Source organism: Streptomyces sp. NPDC056479 (assembly GCF_042795335.1).
Classification (GTDB): domain Bacteria; phylum Actinomycetota; class Actinomycetes; order Streptomycetales; family Streptomycetaceae; genus Streptomyces.
In genome coordinates, this window is record NZ_JBHTRZ010000010.1 from 136,718 (window position 1) to 152,734 (window position 16,017).

At 68.3% G+C, this 16,017-nt stretch carries 17 protein-coding genes; 15 read left to right on the forward strand and 2 right to left on the reverse strand.

Going from position 1 to position 16,017, the window contains the following annotated elements; genetic code table 11:
- The first annotated feature begins 308 nt into the window (after positions 1-308).
- Positions 309-887, forward strand: coding sequence for a hypothetical protein (locus ACFQ6S_RS34305; protein WP_383418503.1), 579 nt, complete (start codon positions 309-311; stop codon positions 885-887).
- Between the two features lie 58 nt (positions 888-945).
- On the opposite strand, the gene ACFQ6S_RS34310 is transcribed toward ACFQ6S_RS34305, so the two are convergent.
- Positions 946-1,251 (reverse strand): ferredoxin, encoded by a 306-nt coding sequence (locus tag ACFQ6S_RS34310; RefSeq protein ID WP_383418505.1) that lies wholly within the window; start codon positions 1,249-1,251, stop codon positions 946-948.
- 247 nt (positions 1,252-1,498) lie between these two features.
- Between ACFQ6S_RS34310 and arc the strand changes: the two genes are divergently transcribed.
- The 6 genes from arc (at position 1,499) to prcA (ending at position 7,706) form a co-directional block, all read left to right on the forward strand.
- Entirely contained in the window at positions 1,499-3,265 is a 1,767-nt protein-coding gene (gene arc, locus ACFQ6S_RS34315) for a proteasome ATPase (RefSeq protein WP_383418507.1), read from the forward strand.
- Positions 3,266-3,510: 245 nt separating this feature from the next.
- Entirely contained in the window at positions 3,511-5,022 is a 1,512-nt protein-coding gene (gene dop, locus ACFQ6S_RS34320) for a depupylase/deamidase Dop (RefSeq protein WP_383418509.1), read from the forward strand.
- A gap of 198 nt (positions 5,023-5,220) precedes the next feature.
- The gene (locus tag ACFQ6S_RS34325; protein ID WP_030244016.1) at positions 5,221-5,439 is read left to right on the forward strand and encodes a ubiquitin-like protein Pup; all 219 of its coding nucleotides are present in this window, start codon (positions 5,221-5,223) and stop codon (positions 5,437-5,439) included.
- A 129-nt stretch (positions 5,440-5,568) separates the two neighbouring features.
- Entirely contained in the window at positions 5,569-6,081 is a 513-nt protein-coding gene (locus tag ACFQ6S_RS34330; RefSeq protein WP_383418512.1) for an endonuclease VII domain-containing protein, read from the forward strand.
- Positions 6,033-6,878, forward strand: a complete 846-nt coding sequence (prcB, locus tag ACFQ6S_RS34335) for a proteasome subunit beta (RefSeq protein WP_383418514.1) — start codon at positions 6,033-6,035, stop codon at positions 6,876-6,878. The genes ACFQ6S_RS34330 and prcB overlap by 49 nt, the downstream gene beginning before the upstream one ends.
- Before the next feature lie 60 nt (positions 6,879-6,938).
- Entirely contained in the window at positions 6,939-7,706 is a 768-nt protein-coding gene (gene prcA / locus ACFQ6S_RS34340) for a proteasome subunit alpha (protein WP_383418516.1), read from the forward strand.
- Between the two features lie 78 nt (positions 7,707-7,784).
- Here the strand turns inward: prcA and ACFQ6S_RS34345 are convergent, their stop codons facing one another.
- Entirely contained in the window at positions 7,785-8,801 is a 1,017-nt protein-coding gene (locus ACFQ6S_RS34345; RefSeq protein ID WP_383418518.1) for a LacI family DNA-binding transcriptional regulator, read from the reverse strand.
- Between the two features lie 98 nt (positions 8,802-8,899).
- Between ACFQ6S_RS34345 and ACFQ6S_RS34350 the strand changes: the two genes are divergently transcribed.
- From ACFQ6S_RS34350 to ACFQ6S_RS34385, 8 genes are all read left to right on the forward strand, one after another.
- On the forward strand, positions 8,900-10,159 hold the full coding sequence (locus ACFQ6S_RS34350; RefSeq protein ID WP_383418520.1) for an MFS transporter: 1,260 nt from the start codon (positions 8,900-8,902) through the stop codon (positions 10,157-10,159).
- A gap of 9 nt (positions 10,160-10,168) precedes the next feature.
- Entirely contained in the window at positions 10,169-11,530 is a 1,362-nt protein-coding gene (pafA, locus tag ACFQ6S_RS34355; protein ID WP_028801611.1) for a Pup--protein ligase, read from the forward strand.
- Positions 11,531-11,679: 149 nt separating this feature from the next.
- On the forward strand, positions 11,680-12,681 hold the full coding sequence (locus ACFQ6S_RS34360) for an FKBP-type peptidyl-prolyl cis-trans isomerase (RefSeq protein ID WP_383418522.1): 1,002 nt from the start codon (positions 11,680-11,682) through the stop codon (positions 12,679-12,681).
- A 64-nt stretch (positions 12,682-12,745) separates the two neighbouring features.
- The gene (locus ACFQ6S_RS34365) at positions 12,746-13,117 is read left to right on the forward strand and encodes an FKBP-type peptidyl-prolyl cis-trans isomerase (protein WP_383418524.1); all 372 of its coding nucleotides are present in this window, start codon (positions 12,746-12,748) and stop codon (positions 13,115-13,117) included.
- A 167-nt stretch (positions 13,118-13,284) separates the two neighbouring features.
- Positions 13,285-14,238, forward strand: a complete 954-nt coding sequence (locus tag ACFQ6S_RS34370; protein ID WP_383418526.1) for a helix-turn-helix transcriptional regulator — start codon at positions 13,285-13,287, stop codon at positions 14,236-14,238.
- A gap of 19 nt (positions 14,239-14,257) precedes the next feature.
- Entirely contained in the window at positions 14,258-15,274 is a 1,017-nt protein-coding gene (locus ACFQ6S_RS34375; RefSeq protein ID WP_383418528.1) for a helix-turn-helix transcriptional regulator, read from the forward strand.
- A 44-nt stretch (positions 15,275-15,318) separates the two neighbouring features.
- Positions 15,319-15,612 (forward strand): hypothetical protein, encoded by a 294-nt coding sequence (locus ACFQ6S_RS34380; RefSeq protein ID WP_383418530.1) that lies wholly within the window; start codon positions 15,319-15,321, stop codon positions 15,610-15,612.
- A gap of 20 nt (positions 15,613-15,632) precedes the next feature.
- Positions 15,633-15,827 carry a hypothetical protein gene (locus ACFQ6S_RS34385; protein ID WP_030956492.1) on the forward strand — a complete coding sequence of 65 codons (195 nt, stop codon included), beginning with the start codon at positions 15,633-15,635 and terminating at the stop codon, positions 15,825-15,827.
- Positions 15,828-16,017 lie beyond the last annotated feature (190 nt).

Sequence of the window (16,017 nt, forward strand, 5' to 3'; positions counted from 1 at the left end):
CCAACCTACGGGGGGACCTCTTCTAGTGAGGCCCGTCCGCTCTCCGCTCGGAACCGGTGGGGGGGTGGTGGGGGTTCTAAGCAAAATACTGCGCCCCCACCCACAGCGCCTTTTGGTTGACCCCTCATGTTGACGCGACGCGCCCATGACCGAACGGCCTGAGCACGCCGCACGCCCCGTGCGCACCCCGAACCGCCGGACATCCGGCACGTGAACTCCACACCCCCGCCGTTCCCCCAGCATGTGACGTGTGGCACGATGCTGGCCACCCACCCCCACCGGCACAGCCCTCACAGGAGACGCTCCTAGTGCAGCAATCCGCCGTCCCGGAACTGGCACACACCCACACCCGGCCCATCCACTGGCTCGCCACCGCCACAGCGGTCGCCGGAGTCGTGGCCTTCTCCTCGGTCCTCCAGCCCAACTCGGCGACCGCGGCCCAGGCAGCCGGTCCGGAGACGAAGCACGCCGCCGCCGTGCTCACACCGCCCGACCCCGCGCGCGCCGACTTTCCGCTCGAATGCGGCCCCGTGAAGGCGATCGTGGTCAAGAAGGCCACCGGAGACCTCGACGGCGACGGCAGCCCCGAGACCGTGGCCGTCGTGCACTGCGACTCCCCGATGGGCACCCCGCCCGACGGTGTCTACGTCCTCACCCACGCCAAGGCCGCGGCCGCGCCCCGCCTCGTCGCGACCCTCATCGACCCGAAGGACAACATCACCGTCAGTGACGTCGCTGTCCGTGACGGAGCGGTCAACGCGAGCCTGCTCGGCTACTCGTCGGACGACGTGCCGCGTTGCTGCCCCGACGTGAAGGACAGCGCGAAGTGGCAGTGGAAAAATGGCGCGTTCGTCCGCTCGACACCGGCCGGTGCCCACAGCGTCTGACCCACGCCACCGAGCGTTGTGAGAAATCAGACAGTCGTAACACCCCGTATGCGCAAGGTCACTCGGCGTCCGGGCCGTACACCTCGACCCTGTCCGAAACGCGACGCACATGGATGCAGTCGCCCGGGCACTCCTTCGCCGAATCCACCACATCCGTGAGAAGGGGCAGCGGTACGGGCGTTGTTGCCCCCTTGGCCTGCAAAAGCTCGTCCTCGGAGCCCTTCACATAGGCCAGACCGTCGATGTCCAGCTCGAACACCTCGGGCGCGTACTGGGCGCAGATGCCGTCGCCGGTACAGAGATCCTGGTCGATCCAGACCTCCAGCGCCTCACTCTCGACCCCGGCCGTCTGCTCCACGCTCATCTCTCCTGCCGTCTGCCTGCCCCCGAGCCGCACGGGAATCCGGCCAGCTCTGACGGGTGTTGAACACTTTGACCCTACCTGGACCTGGGTTCCAATCATGTGCGGTGGGTATTCCCCTGGCGTGAGGGAGAGCGCAAGGGTGAAGATCGGACACACCCCGACCGTCTTTGTGATCTAGGGGTTTCAATCGACACCCACCCAGGTAGGGTCTGGAAGCGTCCAGCTCCCCTTGGAGGAGGTGAGGACCGTGGCAGCCCACGACGACGACATGAACCGCGGCATCCGCCCGGGACGGGGGTCCGACGACCCGGCCGGGCAGATCGCTTACCTTGAGCAGGAGATCGCCGTCCTGCGACGCAAGCTCGCCGACTCTCCGCGGCACACGAGGATTCTCGAAGAGCGGATCGTCGAGTTGCAGACGAATCTGGCCGGTGTGTCCGCACAGAACGAGCGACTGGCCAACACGCTCCGTGAGGCCCGAGACCAGATCGTGGCCCTCAAGGAAGAGGTCGACCGGCTCGCGCAGCCGCCGGCCGGCTTCGGTGTCTTCCTGCAAGCCAACGAGGACGCCACCGCCGACATCTTCACCGGAGGCCGCAAACTCCGCGTGAATGTCAGCCCGAGCGTCGAACTCGACGACCTCCGGCGCGGCCAGGAAGTGATGCTCAACGAAGCGCTCAACGTGGTCGAGGCCATGGAGTTCGAGAGCGTCGGCGACATCGTCACCCTCAAGGAGATCCTCGAGGACGGCGAGCGTGCCCTGGTACTCGGGCACACCGACGAGGAGCGCGTGGTCCGGCTCGCCGAGCCGCTGCGGGGCATCACCATCCGCCCCGGCGACGCCCTCCTGCTCGAACCCCGCTCCGGCTATGTCTACGAGATCGTTCCGAAGAGCGAGGTCGAGGAACTCGTCCTCGAGGAAGTCCCGGACATCGGCTACGAATCGATCGGTGGCCTCGGCAACCAGATCGAGATGATCCGCGACGCGGTCGAGCTCCCTTACCTCTACCCGGACCTGTTCAAGGAGCACGAACTGCGGCCGCCCAAGGGCGTCCTCCTCTACGGGCCCCCCGGATGCGGCAAGACGCTCATCGCCAAGGCCGTCGCCAACTCGCTGGCCAAGAAGGTCGCCGAGGTCACCGGCCAGGCCTCCGGCAAGAGCTTCTTCCTCAACATCAAGGGCCCCGAGCTGCTGAACAAGTACGTCGGCGAGACCGAGCGGCAGATCCGCCTCGTCTTCCAGCGTGCGCGTGAGAAGGCCAGCGAGGGCACGCCCGTCATCGTCTTCTTCGACGAGATGGAGTCCCTCTTCCGCACCCGCGGCTCCGGTGTCAGCTCGGACGTGGAGAACACCATCGTCCCGCAGCTGCTCGCCGAGATCGACGGTGTGGAAGGCCTGCAGAACGTGGTCGTGATCGGCGCCTCCAACCGCGAGGACATGATCGACCCGGCCATCCTGCGCCCCGGCCGCCTGGACGTGAAGATCAAGATCGAGCGTCCCGACGCCGAGGCCGCCAAGGACATCTTCGGCAAGTACCTCACCCAGCGGCTCCCGCTCCACCCCGAGGACGTCGGCGAGCACAGCGGCGACAAGTCGATGACGGTCCAGAGCATGATCCAGACCGCCGTCGAGCAGATGTACGCCGAATCCGAGGAGAACCGCTTCCTGGAAGTCACCTACGCCAACGGCGACAAGGAAGTCCTCTACTTCAAGGACTTCAACTCCGGCGCCATGATCGAGAACATCGTGGGCCGCGCCAAGAAGATGGCGATCAAGGACTTCCTGGAGCACAACCAGAAGGGCCTCCGCGTCTCCCACCTCCTCCAGGCATGCGTGGACGAGTTCAAGGAGAACGAGGACCTGCCGAACACCACCAACCCGGACGACTGGGCCCGGATCTCCGGAAAGAAGGGCGAGCGGATCGTCTACATCCGCACCCTGATCACCGGAAAGCAGGGCGCGGACACCGGACGCTCCATCGACACGGTGGCCAACACCGGTCAGTACCTGTAAAAGGCAGGGCGGCTGCGGGTGCCCTCACCGGGTACCCGCAGCCGACTGTTTTTCGGGCCAGGATCGGAACACAAGGCGTGCAAGGCAATGACGCAAATGATCTCCCCACCAGGACAAAGGCGCTCTAGGCTCTTCCGTACCGCCAAGTCGCGCAGTGCGGGGACGGGCACCGCACACGCAACCGAGCGCCAGCGGTACTTGTGCGGCGCCCACGACCGAGGGTGCCGCCGGGCAAGGAGGGCCGCATGACCGTACGGCGAGTAATGGGCATCGAGACGGAGTACGGGATCTCCGTCCCCGGCCACCCCAACGCCAATGCCATGCTCACCTCATCCCAGATCGTCAACGCCTACGCGGCGGCGATGCACCGGGCCCGCCGGGCTCGCTGGGACTTCGAGGAGGAGAATCCGCTGCGGGACGCGCGAGGCTTCGACCTCGCCCGTGAGGCCGCCGACGCCAGCCAGCTCACCGACGAGGACATCGGGCTGGCCAATGTGATCCTCACCAATGGCGCCAGGCTCTACGTCGACCACGCGCACCCCGAATACAGCTCCCCGGAGGTCACCAACCCACGGGACGCCGTGCTGTGGGACAAGGCCGGCGAGCGGATCATGGCGGAGGCCGCCGAGCGCGCGGCCCAGCTGCCCGGTGCCCAGCCCATCCACCTCTACAAGAACAACACCGACAACAAGGGCGCCTCCTACGGCACGCACGAGAACTACCTGATGAAGCGGGAGACCCCCTTCTCGGACATCGTGCGCCACCTCACGCCCTTCTTCGTCTCCCGTCAGGTCTTCGCCGGAGCGGGCCGCGTCGGCATCGGCCAGGACGGCCACGAGCACGGCTTCCAGCTCAGCCAGCGCGCGGACTACTTCGAGGTCGAGGTGGGCCTGGAGACGACCCTCAAGCGCCCCATCATCAACACCCGCGACGAGCCGCACGCGGACGCGGAGAAGTACCGCCGCCTCCATGTGATCATCGGCGACGCGAACCTCTCCGAGATCTCGACCTACCTCAAGCTGGGCACCACGGCCCTGGTGCTGTCGATGATCGAGGACGGCTTCATCGCCGTGGACCTCGCCGTCGACCAGCCCGTACGCACACTGCACCAGGTGTCGCACGACCCGTCCCTGAAGCGGCTGGTCACCCTCCGTAGCGGTCGCACACTCACCGCGGTACAGCTCCAGATGGAGTACTACGAGCTGTCGCGCAAGTACGTGGAGGAGCGCTTCGGCGCGGACGCCGACGAGCAGACCAAGGACGTCCTCACCCGCTGGGAGGACACCCTGAACCGCCTGGAGCGGGATCCCATGAGCCTCGCCGGCGAACTGGACTGGGTCGCCAAGCGGGAGCTCATGGAGGGCTACCGCCGCCGCGACAACCTCGACTGGGACGCCGCCCGGCTGCACCTCGTCGACCTCCAGTACGCCGACGTACGCCCCGAGAAGGGCCTCTACAACCGTCTGGCGGCCCGCGGACGCATGAAGCGCCTCCTGGACGAGGAAACCGTCGAACGGGCGAAGGCGAAGCCGCCGGAGGACACCCGGGCGTACTTCCGCGGCCGCTGCCTGGAGCAGTACGCCGACGACGTCGCCGCGGCTTCCTGGGACTCGGTCATCTTCGATCTCCCCGGCCGGGACTCCCTCCAGCGCGTCCCAACCCTCGAACCGCTTCGCGGAACGCGAAATCACGTCAAGGAGCTCCTGGACCGCTGTCGCACCGCGGAAGACCTGGTCAAGGTCCTTTCAGGCGGCTGAGGGGTACTCGGGCGGTGTCGGCCGGACGTCGGTGGGCAGGGTGGAAAACCCGGCGTCCGGGAATCATCGAGGTGGCCCCCGTACGTTGGAGAAACTGCGGGGCCGATGTCAGACCCGGCTTGTAGGGTCTGATCATCACCGATCGGCAGGAATGCCGACCTGTCGACCATGTCGGGCGAACTGAGCGGGGTGAGGGATATGGCAACCAAGGACACCGGCGGCGGACAGCAGAAGGCCACGCGTTCCACTGAGGAGGTCGAGGAGCAGGCAGCGGAAGCGCAGGCTTCCGAGGACCTCAAGGAGCGCCAGGAGAAGCTGAGCGATGACGTCGACTCGGTTCTGGACGAAATCGATGATGTGCTCGAGGAGAACGCAGAGGATTTCGTTCGCTCCTTCGTGCAAAAAGGTGGGCAGTAGGCCGCTTTTCCCTTCGAATTGAAGGCTTGTGGCTAACGGGGGCATCGAGTGCAAGAAGAGCAAGGTGTGAAGCGCTGTCCGCGGTGCGAGGAGGACAAGCCTCGGACAGCCTTCGCAAGGAACAAGGCGATGCGTGATGGGCTGCAGGTCTACTGCCGGGAGTGTGCGTCGGCGTACCACCAGGCGCGGCAGGTGGCCAAGGGGCGCAACGTGCGGCCGCGAGTGGATGTACCCGCAGGCCACAAGTACTGCCGCACGTGCGGCAAGATCAAACCGCACAGTGAGTGGACGCGGAATCGCAGCGCTTCGGACGGCTTCGCGACGCTCTGCAAGCCATGCAAGGCCATTAAGGGGCAGGCAGGCCATCTCAAGCGCCACTACGGCATCACCGAAGCCGAACGCGACGAGATGATCGCCTCTCAAATGGGGCTCTGCGTGATCTGCCTGAAAGCTCCGGCCGCACATGTGGATCACTGCCACGAGACGGGTAGGGTCCGTGGCGTACTGTGCTTCAACTGCAATTCGGCCATCGGCAAGTTGGGTGACGATCCCGACGCCGTCCGCCGGGCCGCCGCTTACTTGGAAGGAATCGCGTGGAAGCCAACACTCGTAGCACCGGGCGTCTACCAGCTGCCTTCCTGACGCCTGGGTCGTCCTCGTTCATGGACTTTCTCTCCGACCACCAGCCGGAGCTGCTGCCCGGCAAGCGTCAACTCCCGCCCACGCAGGGTGTGATCGAGGCGCCGCACGGCACGACGATCGTGTCCGTGACGTTCCCCGGTGGTGTCGTGCTCGCCGGTGACCGTCGCGCCACCATGGGCAACGTCATCGCGCAGCGGGACATCGAGAAGGTCTTCCCGGCGGACGAGTACTCGGCTGTCGGCATCGCCGGCACGGCAGGCCTGGCCGTCGAGATGGTCAAGCTCTTCCAGCTGGAGCTGGAGCACTTCGAGAAGGTCGAGGGTGCCCAGCTGTCGCTGGAGGGCAAGGCGAACCGGCTGTCGACGATGATCCGGTCGAACCTGGGCATGGCGATGCAGGGGCTGGCCGTCGTGCCGCTCTTCGCCGGGTACGACGTCGATCGCGAGAGGGGGCGGATCTTCTCGTACGACGTCACCGGTGGCCGTTCCGAGGAGCACGGCTTCGCCGCCACCGGCTCCGGTTCGATCTTCGCGCGTGGCGCCATGAAGAAGCTCTTCCGTGATGACCTGAGCGAGTCCGATGCCACGACGCTCGTGGTGCAGGCCCTCTACGACGCGGCTGACGACGACTCGGCGACCGGTGGTCCCGATGTCGCCCGCCGGATCTACCCGATCGTCACCGTGATCACCGAGGACGGTTTCCGTCGTCTGGGCGATGACGAGTCCTCCGAGATCGCCCGTTCCATCCTGGAGCGGCGTCTGGAGCAGCCCGACGGCCCGCGCGCCGCGCTGCTGTAGGCGACGGCTCGGTCTTATCAAGGTGATCCTGTGACTTCGACAGAAAGGGACGGATAACCGGTGTCGACGCCGTTCTATGTCTCACCCCAGCAGGCCATGGCCGACCGGGCGGAGTACGCGCGCAAGGGCATCGCCCGTGGCCGCAGCCTGGTCGTCCTCCAGTACGCCGACGGCATCGTGTTCGTCGGTGAGAACCCGTCCCGTGCGCTGCACAAGTTCAGCGAGATCTACGACCGCATCGGCTTCGCGGCGGCCGGCAAGTACAACGAGTACGAGAACTTGCGGATCGGCGGTGTCCGGTACGCCGATCTTCGTGGCTACACCTATGACCGTGATGATGTGACCGCCCGTGGTCTGGCCAACGTCTACGCCCAGACGCTGGGCACGATCTTCTCCTCCGCGGCCGAGAAGCCGTACGAGGTGGAGCTGGTCGTGGCCGAGGTGGGGGTGACTCCCGAGGGTGACCAGATCTACCGGCTGCCGCACGACGGGTCGATCGTGGACGAGCACGGTTCGGTCGCGGTGGGTGGCAATGCCGAGCTGATCAGCACCTACTTGGATCAGCGTCACCAGGACGGCATGACCCTCGCCGAGGCCCTGGAGCTGGCCGTGCAGGCGCTGTCCCGTGAGTCGAACGGCTCGCAGCGGGAGATCCCGGCCGAGCGGCTGGAGGTCGCGGTGCTGGACCGTACGCGTCCGCAGTCACGGAAGTTCAGGCGCATCGTGGGTCGTGAGCTGGCTCGGCTGCTGGAGGCCGGTGGCGCGGCCACCGGGGCCGAGAGTGCCGACGACGAGGACTCCGACGAGTCCGGCGCTTCCGACGAGTAGTTCCCCGCCCCGCTTCATCCTGCCCTTACTGTGCCCCGGCCGACCGCTCGGCCGGGGCACAGGGCGTTGGGGGGCCCGTCAGGGCGTGCTGGGCGGGGCTGTGGAGCCTCGTACGGCGAGTTGGACCGGAATGTCGCCCTCCTCGGGTTCTCGGCCCTCCAGGACCGCCAGGAGGGCTTCCATGCCGCGCTCCCCGAACAGCTCGGCGTCCAGGCGGACGGTCGTCAGCTCCGGGTCGATGGCGGTGGCGAGGGCGAGGTCGTCCAGGCCGGTGACGGAGATGTCGTCGGGGATGCGCAGGCCGAGGCGGCGTACGGCTTTGTAGGCGCCGGCGGCGAGCTTGTCGTCGTCGCAGACGATCGCCGTGGGGCGGGGGCCCTTGGCGGCGAGGGCGGTCGTGGTGGCGGTCTGCGCCCCGTCGATGGCGATGGGCGCGCGAACGGTGAGCAGCGAGGTGCCTGGTACTGCGCCGACCCGTGCGGCCAGTTCGCGTGCGCGTACCTCGAAGGTCCAGGACGCGATGTCGGCGGCGAGATGCAGGATGCGCTGGTGGCCGAGGCCCAGCAGGTGCTCGGCGATCTGGCGGACACCGTCGGCGATGTCCAGGTTCACGGTCGCGGCGCCCAGGCTGCCGGCCGGGTCGCTGTCCAGCATGACCAGGGGGAGCTGGTCGCCGCGGATGGCGGTGAGGGCGTCGGCGGCCATGGAGGAGGCGATCACGCCGTCGAGGGCGGCCTGGGCGGATGCGAAGGGGTTGCGGGCTGGGCCGATGCCTTCGGGGGAGGGGTAGAGGACGACGCCGAAGCCGTGCCGGGCGGCGACGCGGGCGGCGCCGGTGTAGACGCCCGCGAAGAATTCGGTGGTGAGGGCGGGGACCACCAGGAGTACGGTTCTGGTGTGGCCGAGGCGGAGGTTGCGGGCGGCGAGATTGGGCCGGTAGCCCAGTTCGCGGGCGGCCTCGCGGACCCGTTCGGCCGTGGCCTCGGAGACCCGTCCGCGCCACTTGTCGCCGAGCACCAGTGAGACCGCTGCCTGGGACACGCCCGCCACCTGGGCCACGTCCCGGCTGGTGGGGCGGGTGCTGCCGTGTGCCACCGTGCACCTGCTTCTTCGTCTGGACTCCTGAACAGCGCACATGGTACGTATGACGAAGGACGTTATACGTAAAACTTCAGCGGAGGGCGGCGCGGCCGATGACCGGCGCATACGTGGAGATCCTCAGGGCGAGGCATGCCGCCCGGCTGCTCGTCGGCACGCTCACCGGGCGGCTGCCGAACGCCGTCGCCGCGCTCGCCATCCTGCTGTTCGTGCGCTCGGAGGGCGGTTCCTACAGCCTGGCCGGTGCCCTGGCGGCTGTGTACGGGGTCGCCAACGCGGTCGGTCAGCCGCTGCTGGGGCGGCTGGTGGACCTGCACGGCCAGCCCCGGGTGCAGCTGCCCGCCGCGATCGCCTCGGCCCTCGCGATGGCCGCGTTCGCCTTCGTGGGCATCGGCGCGCTGCCGCTCGCGTACGCCGCGGTGGCGGCCTCGGGACTGTTCACACCGCCCCTGGAGGGCGGCCTGCGGGCACTGTGGTCATCAGTCCTGCCCAAGGAGGGCCAGGTGCACACGGCGTACGCGATGGACGCCGTGGCGCAGGAAGTCATGTTCACCGTCGGACCGTTGCTGCTGACGCTGTGTGCGTCGCTGTGGTCGGCGCAGGCGGCGCTGCTCGTCCTGAACGTCATCGGGGTGCTGGGCGCGCTGTCGGTGGTCGTCTCGCCGCCTTCGCGCGCGTGGCGCTCGGCGCCGCGCGAGGCGCACTGGCTGGGCGCGCTGCGCTCGGCGGGGCTGCTGGCGCTGCTCGCGTCCTTCCTGTTCGTCGGCATGGCGATGGGCTCCATCGCGGTGGCGGCCGTGTCGTACGCGGACGACAACGGCGGTGACGTGGTGTACGGCTGGCTGATGGCGGGCCTGGGCCTGGGCGCGCTGATCGGCGGCACGGTGTACGGGTCGCGGGAGTGGGGCGGCGAGCCGGCCCGGCGACTGCGGGTGCTGGTGGCGCTTCTGGCGGTGTGTTACCTGCCGCTGATGCTGATGCCGGGTGCGGTCGCCATGACGCTTCTGGCGGTGCTCGCGGGTGTGTTTCTGGCGCCCTGTATCGCCTGTGCCTTCGTGCTGGTCGACCGGCACGCGCCGCGGGGGACGGTCACCGAGGCCTTCTCCTGGCTGGTGACCACGTTCACGGTGGGCGCGTCGGTCGGAACGGGCCTCGCGGGTCCGGTCGTCGAGGCGGGCGGGGCCTTCTGGGGGTTCGCCGTGCCGGGTGGGGCAGGGGCGGTGTCGTTGCTGGTCCTGCTGGCCACCGGACGGGTCCTCGCAGCTCCCGGCAGGGGTGCGGTGGTTGCGGCTTCATCGGAAAATGATCCAAACCGTGCTGTCGAACCCCGTTTCAGCTCAGGGGATCGGGCGTAATGTTCAGTCATGGACCGCCGCATTTTCGGGCTGGAGAACGAGTACGGCGTCACGTGCACGTTCAGGGGACAGCGCCGCCTGTCGCCTGACGAGGTGGCGCGGTACCTCTTCCGCCGTGTCGTGTCATGGGGCCGCAGCAGCAATGTCTTTCTGCGAAACGGCGCCCGCCTCTATCTCGACGTGGGATCACATCCGGAATACGCCACACCCGAATGTGACAACGTGACCGAACTGGTCACCCACGACAAAGCAGGCGAGCGCATTCTCGAAGGACTCCTGGTGGACGCCGAACGACGCCTGCACGAGGAAGGAATCGCGGGCGACGTCTACCTCTTCAAGAACAACACCGACTCGGCGGGCAACTCCTACGGCTGCCACGAGAACTATCTCGTCGCGCGCCACGGCGAGTTCTCCCGGCTCGCGGACATCCTCATTCCGTTCCTCGTCACGAGGCAGCTTCTGTGCGGCGCCGGAAAGGTGCTGCAGACCCCGCGGGGCGCGGTGTACTGCGTCAGCCAGCGGGCCGAGCACATCTGGGAGGGCGTCTCCTCGGCGACGACCCGTTCCCGGCCGATCATCAACACGCGCGACGAGCCGCACGCGGACGCCGAGCGCTACCGCCGCCTGCACGTCATCGTGGGCGACTCGAACATGTCCGAGACGACCATGCTGCTCAAGGTCGGCGCGACCGACCTGGTGCTGCGCATGATCGAGGCGGGCACCGTGATGCGCGACCTGACCCTGGAGAACCCGATCCGGGCGATCCGCGAGGTCAGCCACGACATCACCGGCCGGCGCAAGGTGCGGCTGGCCAGCGGCCGCGAGGCCTCCGCGCTGGAGGTGCAGCGCGAGTACTACGAGAAGGCCGTGGACTTCTGCGAGCGCCGAGGCATCCGCACCGGCACGGTCGAGCAGGTCCTGGAGCTGTGGGGCCGCACGCTGGACGCGATCGAGGCCGAGGACCTCGACCGGATCGGCACCGAGATCGACTGGGTGATGAAGTACAAGCTCATCGAGCGGTACCGGGCCAAGCACAACATGACCATGTCGCATCCGCGGGTCGCGCAGATAGACCTCGCCTACCACGACATCCACCGGCGTCGTGGCCTCTACTACCTGCTGGAGAAGAAGGGTCAAGCAGCGCGTATCTGCAACGACTTGAAGATCTTCGAGGGCAAGTCCGTCCCGCCGCAGACCACTCGGGCCCGGCTGCGCGGTGATTTCATCCGCAGGGCTCAGGAACAGCGCCGGGACTTCACCGTCGACTGGGTCCATCTGAAGCTGAACGACCAGGCGCAGCGCACGGTGTTGTGCAAGGACCCGTTCCGTTCGGTGGACGACCGGGTGGAGAAACTGATCGCCGGTATGTGATGGCCGGTAAGTGAGTGACGCGTTCCCCTTGGCCGGCGCGGTCGGCCGGAACGCAACACGGGCGCCGTACGTTTCCGTACGGCGCCCTGCTCACGCCGTAGAGTTGCGCGCACGCCATCCACAAGATCGACGATTACGAGGCCCCCACCGTGCGCCGACGCTCACTTCTCATCGCCGTACCCGCAGGACTGGTCACGCTCGCCGGATGCGGTGACGACAAGGCCGACTCCAGCAAGGCGAGCGACAGCCCGTCGCCGTCGGCCCCGGAGGGATCGGCCGCGCCGTCGCCCAAGATCGTGGACGGTCCGCTGCCGAAGATCACGGCGGGCACGAAGTTCGACGAGAAGCCGACGGTCGCCAAGGGCAGCGGTGAGCCGTCGAAGGACCTCGCGGTGAAGACGGTGATCGCGGGCAACGGCACGACGGTCGCGGAGAACGACTACATCCAGGCGAACTACCTGGGCCAGATCTGGGCCACTGCCAAGGTCTTCGACAACTCCTACGACCGCAAGGCACCCCTGCTCATCCAGCTCGCCCAGGGCCGCATCATCGACGGCTGGCGGTACGGCCTGGTCGGCAAGAAGACCGGCAGCCGCGTCGAGATGGCCGTACCCCCGACCTGGGGCTACGGCAAGGAGGGCAACGCCCAGGCCGGTATCAAGGGCACCGACACGCTGGTGTTCGTGGTCGACATCCAGGACACCTTCAACAGCAAGAGCTCCGCCAAGGGCACCGAGGTCGCGCAGGACAACGTCGACCTGCCCAAGGTCGGCACCAACACCGACGGCAAGGCGCCCTCCCTCGAGGTCCCCAAGACGGACCCGCCGAAGAAGCTGGTGGCGAACTACGTCCTCGAGGGCGACGGCGACGAGCTCACGGCGGAGAACACCGTGCTGGTGCAGTACAAGGGCGTGCAGTGGTCGGACGGCAAGCAGTTCGACTCGACGTACGCCAAGAAGCAGCTGGTGTCGTTCCCGCTGCAGCAGGTCGTCCCGGGCTGGTCGCAGGGGCTGACGGGCAAGAAGGTCGGCAGCCGCGTGCTGATCGTCATCCCGCCGGACCTGGCATACGGCGACAACCCGCCGCCGGACAGCCACATCGCCAAGGGCGCCACCCTGGTGTTCACGGTGGACATCCTGGCCAAGATGTGACGTCGCCCGGGGTGATGAAAGACTGGGGCCGTTGCCTTTCCACAACAAGCTTGGAGCGTAGGACGTGAGCATCGACAAGCCCGAGATCGACTTCCCGGGCGGCGAGCCCCCGGCGGACCTCGAGATCAAGGACATCTGGGAGGGCGACGGCGCGGTTGCGCAGGCGGGCCAGACCGTCACCGTCCACTACGTGGGCGTGGCCTTCAGCACCGGTGAGGAGTTCGACGCGAGCTGGAACCGCGGCACGCCGTTCCGCTTCCCGCTGGGTGGCGGCCGCGTCATCAAGGGCTGGGACCAGGGCGTGCAGGGCATGAAGGTCGGCGGCCGCCGCCAGCTGACCATCCCGGCGCACCTCGCCTACGGCAACCAGAGCCCGACCCCGCTGATCAAGCCCGGTGAGACGCTGATCTTCGTGGTCGACCTGCTCGGCGTCTGATCGTCGTCGGACTCGTCGCGTCCGGTCGTCGGCTGTGATCGGCGCACGACCGGAGCCGACTACCTGGGGCCCATGCCTGTGCGGGCATGGGCCTCGGCTTTTGCCGGGCCACTTCGGAGCGGTACGGTCAACGCTCGTAAGCACCATAGGGAAGGCGAAGGGCGTCGATGGCCATTGCCAAGGCCGAGCGGCTCATGAACCTGGCGCTGTGTCTGCTCGGGACGCGGCGGCCGCTGAGCAAGCGCGAGCTGCGTGAGTCCATCGAGGCCTATCTCGAAGCGGGCAGCGACGACTCCTTCAACCGGATGTTCGAGCGCGACAAGGACGATCTGCGCGAGCTCGGCCTGGTCATCGAGACGGTGGAGAACCTCGACGGCGAGGTCGGCTATCTGGCCCGCCGCGACAGCAACCGCCTCGCGCCCGTCACCCTGGACGCCGAGGAGGCCGCCGCCCTGGGCCTGGCCGCCAAGGTGTGGCAGCAGGCCCGGCTCGCGGGCGCGGCCAGCGGCGCCCTGCAGAAACTGCGCGCGGCGGGACTGCTGGAGGACGTCGACCCGTATGAGGCGCACGGCGCGCTGGAGCCCCGAATCCCGGTGCACGAGGCGGCGTTCGAGCCGTTGATGCTGGCCTGCCGTGACCGTCGCCCGGTCGTCTTCGACTACCGCAAGGCCACCGCCGCCCGCCCCGAGACGCGGCATGTCGAGCCGTGGGCGCTGGAGTGCTGGCGCGGCCACTGGTATCTCGCGGGCTGGGACCGGGACCGTGGTGCCGAGCGGGTCTTCCGGCTGTCCCGGATCACCGGCAAGGTGCGCAGCCGCAGCGGCCGTTTCACCGCCGAGGTCCCCGATGTCGTCACCGTGCGCGAGACGGTCGCGAGCTGGGCGGGGGAGACCGCCGACCGCTCCGCGCTGATCCGGCTGCGCACGGACGCCGGGTACCCCCTTCGGGCGAAGGCCAGGTCGGTGCGGGAACTCGGGGACGGCTGGGACGAGTTGGAGATTCCGTACGGCCATGGGCTGGATGCCTGGCTGGTCGAGTTCGGGCCGGACGTGGTGGTCGTGGAGCCCGCCGAGCTGCGGGCCGATGTGGTGGACCGGCTGCGTGCCGTGGCCAAGGGCTGAGGGGGAGCGGAGCGACACAGTGGCAGGTAAACCGGTCAGGCCCACGAGCGCCATCGACCAGACCCGGCGGATGCTCTCCCTGGTGACATATCTGAGGGAGCGTCCCGGCGCCCGCGTCGAAGACGTCGCGCGCGCATTCGGCATCTCCGAGGACGAGCTGGTCTCCGACCTGGACGTGCTGCCCATGTGCGGCACCAGTTTCCGCGGCGGCGACCTGCTCGACATCGACACCGACGGCGAGCGCATCTGGTGGCACAACCCCGACGACGTCGCCGAGCCGCTGCGGATCGCCGCCGACGAGGCGACCGCGTTGCTGGTGGCCGCCCGTGCCGTCTCCACACTGCCGGGGCTGCGCGAGAGTGACCGGCAGGCGCTGCTGCGGGCGACGGCCAAGGTGGAGGCCGCGGCGGGGGAGGCGGCCGGCGCCAGCTCCCGGCTGTCGGTGACCTTCGAGTCCGAGGGCGGTGTCTTCGCCGACGTCGATCGGGCGATCTCCGAGCGGCGCCGGCTGTGGATCCGCTACTACTCGCCGGCCCGCGACGAGGTCACCGAGCGCGAGATCGATCCCATCCGCCTGGTCAGCGTCGGCCACACCTATGTCGAGGCCTGGTGCCGGCGCTCCGAGGCGCGCCGCACCTTCCGGCTGGACCGGGTCGCCGAGATCAAGATCCTCGACGAGCCGTCCGCGCCGCCCGAGGTCGAACTGCGGGACCTGTCGGAGGGGCTGGTGCAGCCCGCGGCGGAGGATCCGGAGGTCGTCGTCGAGGTGGCTCCGGCCGGACGCTGGGTCGCGGAGTACTACCCGCACGACAGCGCGGATGAGCTGGCGGACGGCGGACTGCGTATCTCCCTGCGTACTCCCGACCCCACCTCACTGCGCCGCCTGGCCCTGCGGCTCGGCCGCGACGGCCGGATCGTCTCGCCGCCCGAGCTGGCCGACAGCGCCCGGCAGGCGGCCCGCGAAGCGCTGGCGGCGTACGACGGGATAGAGGTGCGGGGCGCTCACGAAGCGCATGGAGTCGACGACGGACAGTAGGACAGGCAGTTCGGCAAGGCAGTGCGACAGGCGGGAGCAGGGGCTTGAGCGAGTCGGCGACGTCCGGTGTACGGGGTATGACGGTGGCTTCCGCTTTCGCCGGGATGAGAAGCGTGACCCAGGTGGTGTTCAAGGCGGGCTGCCCGGACTGCCGGGGCCGTTTCGAGCTCGCCGCGAGCGCCCTGCGGCTCGTCATCGGCGCGACCAGCCGTACGACGTTCTACTCCTTCACCTGCCCCGAGTGCGGCGCCTCCGTCCGTAAGCCGGCCGGCGAGCGGGTCGTCGAGCTGTTGACGGGCGGCGGGGTCAGCACCCTGCGGCTGCATTCCACGGTGTAGGACGGTCTAGGCTCGCCTTCATGTTCTGGCCGATGTTCGCGGTAGCTGTGGGTTTCCTGGGTCTCGCCGTCCTCGGTGTGCTCGCCGTGCGGGTCTTCCTGGAGGCGCAGCGCCTGGGCCGGCAGGTCACGGACTCCGCGCAGCGCATCAGCAGGGCGGCCGAGGATCTGGAGCGGGCCAGTATGAGCGCGGCCCGGGCTGTGGACTCCCTCTAGGCCCCCCAAGGATTGGGTGTGAGTCCTGCGCCCGATGCGTTTTGGGCCACTTCGCCCTGTCAACTTGCCGTGGGGGCCAGGTACGCTGCTGGTCGCGGCCGGAGAACGAGGCCCGGCCCGCGGACAGGGAGTACGCACGGGGATTGCCTGACGTTTACCCCTGAGCGTTACGATCGCTGTCAACGCGATC